The sequence below is a fragment of the Micromonospora sp. NPDC049799 genome, from assembly GCF_040656655.1.
Lineage (GTDB): Bacteria > Actinomycetota > Actinomycetes > Mycobacteriales > Micromonosporaceae > Micromonospora.
This window is the reverse complement of sequence record NZ_JBFAMU010000171.1, coordinates 1-9,767: the sequence shown is the minus strand read 5'-3', so window position 1 is coordinate 9,767 and position 9,767 is coordinate 1. Positions and strand designations below refer to the sequence as shown.

The following is a 9,767-nucleotide window of genomic DNA, read 5'->3' as shown; positions in this document are numbered from 1 at the left end:
CGACCAGGACGACCACCACGGCCGCCGTGACGGCGAGCGTACGCAGCACGCGCCGGACCCGTCCGCCACGCGGGCGCTCGGCGCGTGCCGGCCCCTCCTCGTACGAGCCGAGCAGGTCGTCGATGCTCGTGCTGCTCACGTCCCCACCCCGCTCACGCCGCCACGACGGCGGTCAGCTCGCCGCGCAGCCGGCGCAGGGCGGCCCGGGCCTGGTCCCGGGTACGTTCGTCGACCGGCCGGGTGGCGTACCGGGCCTCCCGGAAGACGTGGGCGAACTCGGCCAGCACGTCGGCGCTCGCGATCGCCGGGACACCGGCCGACGGGTCGCCACGCAGCAGGCGGGAGACGAGGTCGGTGGGTGTGTCGCCGGCCAGCCGGGGCACGCCCGCGCCGGCGGCGGCCTCCTCCAGGCGTACCCAGCAGGCGATCACCGCGACACGCGGGTCGGTGTCGGTGTCGTCCAGCTCGACCAGGCTGGCGTCGAGCGCGGCGACCACCTCACGGGCGGTGCCCTCGGCGTCGCGGCGGGGAGACCGGGACGGCAACGCCCGGGTGGTCCGCCGGATCGCACCGCGCACCAGCGTCCAGGCGAGCCAGCCGAACACGACGAGGACGGCGAGACCCAGCAGGACCAGGGCCGCCGTGGCGATCCACCCCGGAACGGAGGCCCCGGTCGTCTCCACCGCGTCCCTCGGCTCCACCGGGATCGACGGGACCGGCTCGGCGGTGGGGTACTCGGGAAGGAAGGGCACCTCCTCGACCGCCGTCGGGATGCGGCTCGCGCCGAGCGACGAGTGGGCCGCCGCCACCGTGACGACGGCGAGCAGCACGGCCACCGCCGCGATCGGCCACCACCTGCGCAGCACGTTGAGGTCCACTGCGGTCACCTCCGGGCCGCCGGGGCGTACGGGTCGGGCCGGCGCGTTCTCCTCCGTCATCGTCACCGCCCCGCAGCCTCAGTCCACCCCGGCCAACACTTTCGCCCGGGCGAACACGTCGTCCAGCATCCCTGGTGTGAGCCGCCCGGTGAAGGTGTTCTGCTGGCTGACGTGGTAGCAGCCGAGGAGTTCCGGTGCGGCCGTGCCGGAACAGTGTGCCCCATGCCCGAACGCGGGTCGCGGACTGGGCGGACGCACGTCGTACACGTGGCGGAGCACCGGCCACCACGCGGCCCACGCGAAGGCACCCAGCGCGACCACGACGCGCAGGGTGGGCCGGATCAGCGAGATCTCCCGGTGCAGCCACGGCGCGCAGGTGTCGCGCTCGGCCGGGGTGGGCTTGTTGTCCGGCGGCGCGCAGCGCACGGCGGAGAAGATCCGGGTGTCCCGCAGGGCCAGGCCGTCGTCGACGGCCACGCTGGTCGGCTGGTTGGCCAGCCCGGCGCGGTGCAGGGCGGCGAAGAGGACGTCGCCGGAGCGGTCGCCGGTGAAGATGCGGCCGGTGCGGTTCCCCCCGTGCGCGGCCGGGGCCAGCCCGAGGACGGCGATCCGGGCGGCCGGGTCGCCGAAGCCGGGCACCGGCCGGCCCCAGTACTCCTGGTCCCGGAAGGCGGCCCGCCGGGTCCGCGCGACCTCCTCCCGCCAGGCGACCAGCCGGGGGCAGGCGAAGCAGTCACTGACCGCGCCGTCCAGGTCGACGAGGTCGGTCGCCCGCGCGGCGCGGGCGACCGACCTCACCGGGGGTACGCGGCTCAGCCAAGCTTGGCCCGGAAAAGTTCGAGAGTGCGGGCCCAGGCGGTGGCGGCGGCACGCTGGTCGAAGTTCTCGGGCCGGTCCTCGTTGAAGAAGGCGTGGTTGGTGCCCGGGTAGTCGTAGGTCTGGCAGGTGCCACCGGAGACCTCGATGGCCCGGCGGGCGGCCTGCACGCCGTCGTCGGCGGAGAGGCCGTCGGCCTCCGAGCAGTGGATGACGGCGGCCTTGCCCGCGTAGTCGGGCCACTCGGCGCGCATGTCCTCCCAGGGCAGCCTGGGGTAGAAGGCCGCGGTGGCGACGATCCGCTCGGAGCGGGTGGCCGCCCAGAGGGCGAGGCTGGCGCCCGCGCAGAAGCCGGCGGCGCCCACCTTGCCGGCCACCTCGGTACGCCCGGTCAGGTAGTCGGCGGCGGCGGCGATGTCCGCCGCGGCCTCGTCCATCTGCGCGGCGTTCAGCATCTGCCGGGGCTCACTCGGCTTGACCGCCGGGCCACGTCGGAAGTCCGGGGCGAGAGCGACGAACCCGGCGTCGGCGAAGCGGTCCACCACCGACCGGACGTGGGGTACGAGGCCCCACCAGTCCTGGATGACGATGACCGCCGGGCTGGCCGCACCGCCGGAGGGTATCGCGAGATACCCCTCGCTCGTACCTCCGTTACCGCGGTACCTCACCATCTCGCCCATGGGCCCGTCCTCCTAGCGGTCAGTCAACGTTGGCTGGTCGCCCAGTGGTCCTACGTGCCGGTAGCCTGCCACGCCGGACCCGCGCCGGGAAGACACGGGAGAAGTGGCATTCACCTCCTGTTTGCCGAAAGGAAGGGCCCCTCCTTAACGCCTGGCGTAGAGGAAGGGCCCCTTCTTAACGGCTTGCAGGTGGGCTCAGGCCTTCTTGGTCAGGCAGAGCACGTAGCCCGTCTTGCCCGGCTCGACGCTGGAGAAGACGTAGCCGTCCTGCCCCTCGGTGAAGTACTGCTCGCACGCCTCGCCGGTGCGGGCCTGCGCGGCGGTCTGCCCGTCGGCCCGGCCGACCACCGTGTAGGCGGCGTCGGTGGAGGTGCACTCGACGACCTTGGCGCCGTCGACCTTCTCCTCCTCCGTGCCGGTCACCTCGGGCAGCTCGGCGATGCAGTCGCCGGCCTTGGCCTCGGCCGTCTCGTCCTTGTTCAGGACGTTGCCGATCGCCGTACCGAGACCGAACTTGAGACCGGCGATGACGAGGAACGCGACGATCGCGCCGATGATGCCGAGCGCCTTGCCCCGGCCGGACTTCTTCGCCGGCGGCTCGACGGGCGGCGGCGCCTGGACGCCGGGCTGGGGCTGCGCGGCGTCCGCGGCGGGGGGCGGTGCGACCTGCTCTGACACGGGTTTTCCTTCCGAGGGGTTGATGAGCAGACGACACCGTAACGATCATCGACGTGCGCCGCCGCCCCGCTCACCTCATCCGTTCAGCCATTTCCCAGGAACGAGGTGTGAGGGAGGGTCCCCGGTTAACGCCTCGTGTAGGGGAAGGGGCCCTTACTGACACCTCAGGTGGCGGTCGGCGCGGGCGGCGCGGTGGCGGGCGGCGTACTGGTGGGGGTCGGCGTCGTGGTGGGGGCCGGAGTGGACAGTGGCGGCAGCCCGGGTGCCGGGGGCGTTACCACCGGCGGCCGCGGGGCGAAGGGTGCGCCCTGCGGGCAGTACGGGTACGGGCGCAGCAGCGGGTTGCCGTTGCCGTTGCCGGTCGGGTCGAGCGGATCGGGGCACTCCGGGTAGCCGAGCCGGATCGGGTCGCCGTTCTGGTCGAAGAGCCGGGCGTTCTCCACCAGCCGGCCCTCGCTGTCGTACACGTAGACGTCCCGGACGTGCTCGTAGCGGCCGTCGACGGAGATCTGCTCGTACCCGAAGTCGTAGCCGGCTCGATCCTCCAGATCCGCCAGCCCCACCAGGGCGAACACGACCAGGGCCGCGTTGCCGATCTGGAGTGCCTGCCGCGGCCAGCCGCGCAGCCCGCCGCTGCGGCGTCCCAGCCACACGGAAACGAGCACGAGGCCGGCCAGCATGACCAGACCGGTGATGAGTTCACCACCGAATCGGGGCAGCAGACCGAACGTTCCACCCGTGGTGGCGACGGTGACGAACATTGCCGCCAGGTAGGCGCGGAGCACCCACCACCCGGGGCGCAACAGCCGGACGAACTCGCCCGCCGTCGCATAGCCGAGAGGAGGGCCGAGTTGCCGGTCCAGGATGCGGATCTGGTCACGTGCCCGTTGCACCGTCCTGGTGAGCCGGCGGACGCGGCCTCCCCCGCCGGTGCCGACGCCAGCGGCGGCGCGCAGGTCGAGGGCGTACGCCTCGGGCGCGCCGAGCCGGTCCGTCAGCGTGCCCCCGGCCTCGGCGGCGACCTCGGTGAGGTGCTCCGGCAGGTCCTCGGTCAGCTCGTCGCGGACCTGCGGCGGCAGGTCGGCCAGCGCGGCCCGGACCCGGTCGACGTAGTCCGTGATCTCCTGCTCCGTGACGGTCATGCCGCCATCCCCCGATCGTCGAGCAGCGTGTCCATGGTGGTGGCGAACGAGCGCCAGAGCTTGCCGGACCGGGTGAGCTGGTCCCGGCCGGCGGCGTTGAGCGCGTAGTACTTGCGGTGCGGCCCGGACTCGCTGGGCACGACGTAGGTCGTCAGCAGGCCGGCGGCGAAGAGTCGGCGCAGCGTGCCGTAGACGGAGGCGTCGCCGACCTCCTCCAGCCCGGCCTCGCGCAGCCGGCGCAGGATGTCGTAGCCGTAGCCGTCGGACTCGCGAAGCACGGCGAGGACCGCGAGGTCCAGGACGCCCTTCAGCAGTTGTGTGGTGTCCACGCGAAGCACAGTACTGCGCAATGCGTAGTAGCGCCAGCACTTCGAGGCATCCGGGATGACGAACTGACAGCCCGCCTCGGCGTTGATCCACTCGACGTCAGTGAAGTCGGGCTGAAACCGTCACTCGGACACCCCGACATCAAAGAAGCCGAGTCGATCATGCCCGGAACCAGGAACGCTAGAGCAGGCTCCAGGCGATGCCGTCGAGGATGTCGTGCTCGGAGGCGACGACCGCGTCCATCCCGGCGCGCTCCATGATCACCCGCAGCACCAGGGCCCCGGCGCCGATCACGTCCGCCCGGCCGGGGTGCATCACGGGGATCGCCAACCGCTGCTCGCGCGTCTTCGCCAGCAGGTCGGCGGTCACGTCGGCCACCCGGTCGTACGGCACGCGGGCGTGGTGGATGCGCTCCGGGTCGTACTCCCGCAGGTCCTGCGCGATCGCGACGACGGTCGTGACCGACCCGGCGAGCCCGACCAGCGTCGCGGCCTCCCGGCCCGGGACGGCCTCCAGCGCGCGGTCCACCGCCACCGCGATGTCGGCCTGCGCGGCGGCGATCTCGTCCAGGCCCGGCGGGTCGCCGTGCAGGTGCCGCTCGGTCATCCGGACGCACCCGATGTCCATCGAGATCGCCGCCTGGACGCCGCCGGAGCGGGTGCCCACCACGAACTCGGTCGAGCCGCCCCCGATGTCGACGACCAGGTACGGCTCCCGGGCGTCGGCCGGCAGCCCACGCACCGCGCCGGTGAAGGAGAGCCGTGCCTCCTCGTCCCCGGTCACCACCTCCGGGGCCACGCCCAGCGTCTGCTCCACCATCGCCCGGAAGTCGCCCGCGTTGGAGGCGTCCCGGGAGGCCGAGGTCGCGCACATGCGGACCCGCTCGGCACCCAGCTTCCCGATCTCCTCGGCGTAGTCGGCGAGCGCCACCCGCGTCCGCTCGATCGCCTCCGGCGCGAGGCGGCCGGTCCTGTCGACGCCCTGGCCGAGGCGGACGATCTCCATCCGCCGGCTCAGGTCGGTCAGCGGCGCCTCCGGCCCGGCATCGGCGTCGGGCAGGTCGGCGACCAGGAGGCGGATGGAGTTGGTGCCGCAGTCGATGGCGGCGACGCGCGTCGTCACCCGGTCAACCCTACGGCAGCGGGAACGGCGGGGCCGCGTCGACGAGCGCCAGGGTCGCGCCCACCGGTAGCGGCAGCAGGCCGGCTGGAATGAGACCCCAGGGCGCACGGACAGTGACACCTGGCTCCGTCACCGTGAGCAACGCTCCGCAGCACCCCCCACGACGCCCCTTCGACCACTTTGCTCTGCAGCCGAATGTGCACCACGCCCACGAGCTGGGCGGATGCCCAGACGGCCTACTGCCCTCCCGGACCCGAACCGTCACTGTCGGTGTGTGGCGCGCATTGGGCAGCAGTGCAAAGTGGTCGAGGGTGTGTGATGGTTGCCGGTCGCGTCGACACGCACTGTGACGACGGGGTTGAGGTGGCGCATCCGGGCATGCTCGACACGCGGCTACCCGACGGCGGCGGCGCGGTCGACGGCGGCGGCGCGCGTCGGCACGCGGTCAGCCCTACGGCAGGTCGTCCCGGGCCGTACCGGTCGCCGGAGGGGCGACGCCGGCCACCGACGCCTCGGTGACCTCGCCGAGCAGGTGCGCGCCGAGCGGCGTCAGCCGGTGCCGGACCGTCCCGCCGTGCCGCTCACTGGCGACAAGACCGGCCGCCCGCAACGCCGTGGCGTGCTCGGACGCCGACGACAGACCCACCCCGGCGGCGTCGGCGAGCGCGGTGGTGCTCAGCCCGCCGGACTCCGCGAGCCGGCGCAACACCACCGCACGGGTGGCACCGAGGAGACGGCCGAGCGCATCGGCGGTCGGACCGGCGCCGCGGCGCGGCATCGGTACGGGATAGACCAGCAGGACCGGGTGCCCCGGCTGGACCAGCACCCGCGGAAGCGGACCGGCCAACGGTGTCGGCAGCAGGAGCATCCCGTGACCAGTGCCGGTCACCTCCCCGCTCCACCAGGTCCGCACCTCCAGCACCGGGGGCCGCCACCGGATCGCCGGATGCAGCCCGGCGAACAGGACGCCCAGGCCGCCCATGGTCAACCGATGGGCGGCACTCGCCACGTGCTGCCGGTGCGCCGCCGTCAACTCGGCCCAGTGCGGCGCGAGCACGGCCCCGAACCAGGTCTCCACGGCCCGGCCGAACAGGTCCAGCGCCTCCGGGTCCGCCGCCGCGAACCGGCGTCGCAGCGGCGTCGCGGCCACGTCGGCGTACGCCGCGGTGACCTCGGCGCGGATCCGCCGGGTCGGCGTGGCCCGGATCGCGTCCAGGCCGGCCGTCACGGACTCCAGCCCGTCGAACGGCGTGAGGAAGTCCGGCAGTCGTCCCCGGGCGGGCAGCAGGTGCCGCAGCATCATGGCGGCCGCGCCCGCCACGCCGTCCGCCCCAGCCGCCACCGCGCGGTCTGCCAGGGCCGGCGCCATGACGGACCCGGTGGGACCGTGCAGTGCCTGGCCGGCCATCATCACCATGCCGACCGGGTGCAGCCGGTCGACGAACCGCACCCGGCACAGGTCCGCCGACCCGAGCTGGAGGCGAAGCATACGGACAGCCTGCCGGGCTTCGGCCTGAACCGAAAGGGTTGAACGGGCCTGCGGTCGGGCTCCAGAGTGGACCGGGGTCCACGAGGGGGGGCGGGCGTGCGGCAGACGATGGCAGTGCTGACGGGGTTGGTCCTGATCCTGGCCGCCGGGGCGTGCGGGGCCTCCGGGCCCGCCCCGGCCGGTGCCACCCCGTCCTCCTCGGTTCCGGCCGAACGACCCGCCGCCGGCGAGCACCTGTTGAGCCTGGAGCACGGTGGGGTGAAACGCACCTACCTGCTGTACGCCCCGCCCGGGTACGACCCGACCCGGCCCACCGCGCTGGTGATCGCCCTGCACTTCTACCCGGGCAGCGGCGCCCTGATCCGCGAGATGGTGGGGCTGGACGCGGTGGCCGACCGGGAGAACATCCTGGTCGCGTACCCGGACGGACGGCACACCGCCTTCAACGCGTTGATCTGCTGCGGGTCGGAGGACGACGTCGGGTTCCTCCGGGCCCTCACGGACCACCTGGTGAGAACCTGGCGGGCAGACCCGGACCGGGTCTACCTGACCGGGATCTCCAACGGCGGTGACATGAGCTTCCGGGCCGCCGTCGAGGCCGACGGGCTCTTCGCGGCGATCGGCGTGGTCAGCGGCGGCTACAGCGGTCCCCTGACCGCGCCGGAGGACTACGTCCCCGACAGCCCGGTCTCGGTGATCACGTTCATCGGCGGGCAGGACATCTACGCCGAGACCTTCACCGAGGGCATACGGACCTGGCAGCGGCGACTCGGCTGCAAGTCGATCCCCGGGCCCGGGGCGGGTGGGGCCGCGCGGATCAGCCGGACCGACGCGACGTGCGCCGACGGCAGCGAGGTCACCGTCTACACCCTGCCGGACATGGGGCACTCGTGGCCCGGCGCGCGGAGCGGTCAACTCGCCGCCCCCAAGGCCGGCCTCGTCGCCACGGACCTGATCTGGGACTTCTTCGCCACCCACCCCCGGCGGCCGGCCTGACCGCGCCGCCGGTGCGGGTTACGCGGACGGCTCTACAGGCGGAGCAGCATGCGGGTGTTGCCGAGGGTGTTCGGCTTGACCCGCTCCAGGTCGAGGAACTCTGCGACACCCTCGTCGTACGAGCGCAGCAGCTGCTCGTACACCGGCTGCGGCACCGGCGCGCCGTCGATCTCCCGGAAGCCGAACGAGGCGAAGAACCGGGTCTCGAAGGTGAGCACGAAGATCCGCGCCACGCCCAGCTCCCGGGCCGCGTCGATCAGCTCGCCGACGATCCGGTGCCCGATCTTCCGCCCCCGGCAGACCGGGTCCACCGCCACCGTGCGGATCTCGGCGAGGTCCTCCCACATCACGTGCAGCGCGCCGCAGCCGACCACGCTGCCGTCCCCGGTCGCCGCGACCCGGAACTCCTGCACGTCCTCGTAGAGGGTGACCGTCGCCTTGCTGAGCAGCCGCCGGTCGTCGGTGTAGGTGTCGACCAGCCGCCGGATCCCCCGCACGTCGGAGGTCCGGGCCCGCCGCACCACGATCTCGTCGGCGCCGGTCATGGTCACTCGTCCGCCGGCACGTCCACGCACGGGCCGGCGGTCCACCACGGCTCCAGGACGTCCAGCACCTCGTCACCGAACGGGTTCACTCCCGGCCCGGCGCCCAGCGCGTGACCGAGGTGCACGTGCAGGCACTTCACCCGGCCGGGCATGCCGCCGGCCGAGATGCCGGCGATCTCCGGCACCTGCCCGATCGCGTCGCGGCGGGCCAGGTAGTCCTCGTGCGCCGCCCGGTAGTGGGCCGCCAGCTCCGGGTCCTCGGCGAGCCGGTCGGCCATCTCCTTCATCAGCCCGGCCGACTCCAGCCGGCTGCACGCGGCGGTCGCCCGCGGGCAGGTCAGGTAGAACAACGTCGGGAAGGGCGTGCCGTCGGCCAGGCGCGGGGTCGTCTCCACCACGTCGGGCAGGCCACAGGGGCAGCGGTGGGCCACCGCCCGCGTGCCGCGCGGCGGGCGTCCGAGCTGCGCGGCCACCGCGGCCAGGTCGGCCTCGGTGGCCGGCTCACGCTGCGGCAGGGGTACGGAGGCCGCCGCCGGCTCCTGCGGTGGTACGACAGTCACGCTGTTTCCATCTCTCGTCTGGTGCTCAGGTGGTGCTCACTGGTCGGGTTGGGCGGCGTTCGCGCCCTGCACGCTCGACCACAGGGTGTCGTACCAGGGATCGGGTTCGGCGGGCTGCCCCGACGGCGCGGACCTCCCCGCGTCCCGCGCGGCACCCTCCGGGTCGTCGAGCACGATCAGCAGCTTCTCGCCCGGACGGCCCATCCCGAAGCGCTCCCGCGCCTGGATCTCGATGTACCTCTTGTCCTGCCACTTGGCCGCCTCCTCGGCGAGCTTGTCGATCGCCTGGCGCTGGGCGGCCTGGGCCGCCTCCATCCGCTCGATGTCGGCCTGCTGGTCCAGGTAGACCCGGACCGGGTAGGTGTAGCCGAGGGCGAGCGCGATCAGCACCGCGAACAGCACGGTGGCACGCCCGGTGAAGCCTCGGGGATGGGGAGCGGACAGCCGCTTGACGGTGCCGGCCGCCGTACGCCGGGCCGCGGCGGGGCGGTTCGTGGCGCGTACGCCCTCGGCCGCCCGGGTGGCACCCGGAGC

Annotated in this window: 12 protein-coding genes; 1 reads left to right on the top strand and 11 read right to left on the bottom strand. The window is 73.5% G+C overall.

From position 1 onward, the window contains the following. Nucleotides 1–152: 152 nt before the first annotated feature. The 8 genes from AB0I76_RS15185 to AB0I76_RS15150 all read right to left on the bottom strand — a co-directional run bounded on the left by AB0I76_RS15185 (nt 153) and on the right by AB0I76_RS15150 (nt 7,132). Entirely contained in the window at nt 153–878 is a 726-nt protein-coding gene (locus AB0I76_RS15185; protein WP_357034845.1) for a DUF4129 domain-containing protein, read from the bottom strand. A gap of 78 nt (nt 879–956) precedes the next feature. Beyond that, nucleotides 957–1,676 (bottom strand): uracil-DNA glycosylase, encoded by a 720-nt coding sequence (locus tag AB0I76_RS15180; RefSeq protein WP_357034843.1) that lies wholly within the window; start codon nt 1,674–1,676, stop codon nt 957–959. Between the two features lie 14 nt (nt 1,677–1,690). Beyond that, nucleotides 1,691–2,374: a dienelactone hydrolase family protein gene (locus AB0I76_RS15175; protein WP_357034841.1), complete on the bottom strand. Its 684-nt coding sequence runs from the start codon at nt 2,372–2,374 to the stop codon at nt 1,691–1,693. Nucleotides 2,375–2,569: 195 nt separating this feature from the next. Next, nucleotides 2,570–3,052: a hypothetical protein gene (locus AB0I76_RS15170; protein ID WP_357034840.1), complete on the bottom strand. Its 483-nt coding sequence runs from the start codon at nt 3,050–3,052 to the stop codon at nt 2,570–2,572. A gap of 164 nt (nt 3,053–3,216) precedes the next feature. Then, nucleotides 3,217–4,194 (bottom strand): hypothetical protein, encoded by a 978-nt coding sequence (locus tag AB0I76_RS15165; RefSeq protein ID WP_357034838.1) that lies wholly within the window; start codon nt 4,192–4,194, stop codon nt 3,217–3,219. Further along, the gene (locus tag AB0I76_RS15160) at nt 4,191–4,523 is read right to left on the bottom strand and encodes a PadR family transcriptional regulator (protein ID WP_357034836.1); all 333 of its coding nucleotides are present in this window, start codon (nt 4,521–4,523) and stop codon (nt 4,191–4,193) included. Before AB0I76_RS15160 ends, AB0I76_RS15165 begins: the two co-directional genes overlap by 4 nt. 178 nt (nt 4,524–4,701) lie before the next feature. Continuing rightward, nucleotides 4,702–5,643, bottom strand: coding sequence for a Ppx/GppA phosphatase family protein (locus AB0I76_RS15155; protein ID WP_357034834.1), 942 nt, complete (start codon nt 5,641–5,643; stop codon nt 4,702–4,704). A gap of 451 nt (nt 5,644–6,094) precedes the next feature. Continuing rightward, the gene (locus AB0I76_RS15150; RefSeq protein ID WP_357034832.1) at nt 6,095–7,132 is read right to left on the bottom strand and encodes a helix-turn-helix transcriptional regulator; all 1,038 of its coding nucleotides are present in this window, start codon (nt 7,130–7,132) and stop codon (nt 6,095–6,097) included. 108 nt (nt 7,133–7,240) lie between these two features. Between AB0I76_RS15150 and AB0I76_RS15145 the strand changes: the two genes are divergently transcribed. Beyond that, nucleotides 7,241–8,128 carry a PHB depolymerase family esterase gene (locus tag AB0I76_RS15145; protein WP_357034830.1) on the top strand — a complete coding sequence of 296 codons (888 nt, stop codon included), beginning with the start codon at nt 7,241–7,243 and terminating at the stop codon, nt 8,126–8,128. Between the two features lie 32 nt (nt 8,129–8,160). On the opposite strand, the gene AB0I76_RS15140 is transcribed toward AB0I76_RS15145, so the two are convergent. The 3 genes from AB0I76_RS15140 to AB0I76_RS15130 form a co-directional block, all read right to left on the bottom strand. Continuing rightward, nucleotides 8,161–8,673, bottom strand: coding sequence for an amino-acid N-acetyltransferase (locus tag AB0I76_RS15140; protein ID WP_357034828.1), 513 nt, complete (start codon nt 8,671–8,673; stop codon nt 8,161–8,163). A 2-nt stretch (nt 8,674–8,675) separates the two neighbouring features. Further along, nucleotides 8,676–9,233 (bottom strand): DUF501 domain-containing protein, encoded by a 558-nt coding sequence (locus tag AB0I76_RS15135; protein ID WP_357034826.1) that lies wholly within the window; start codon nt 9,231–9,233, stop codon nt 8,676–8,678. Between the two features lie 36 nt (nt 9,234–9,269). Continuing rightward, nucleotides 9,270–9,767, bottom strand: a 498-nt coding sequence (locus AB0I76_RS15130) for a septum formation initiator family protein (protein ID WP_357034824.1), incomplete at its 5' end; no start/stop codon positions are given.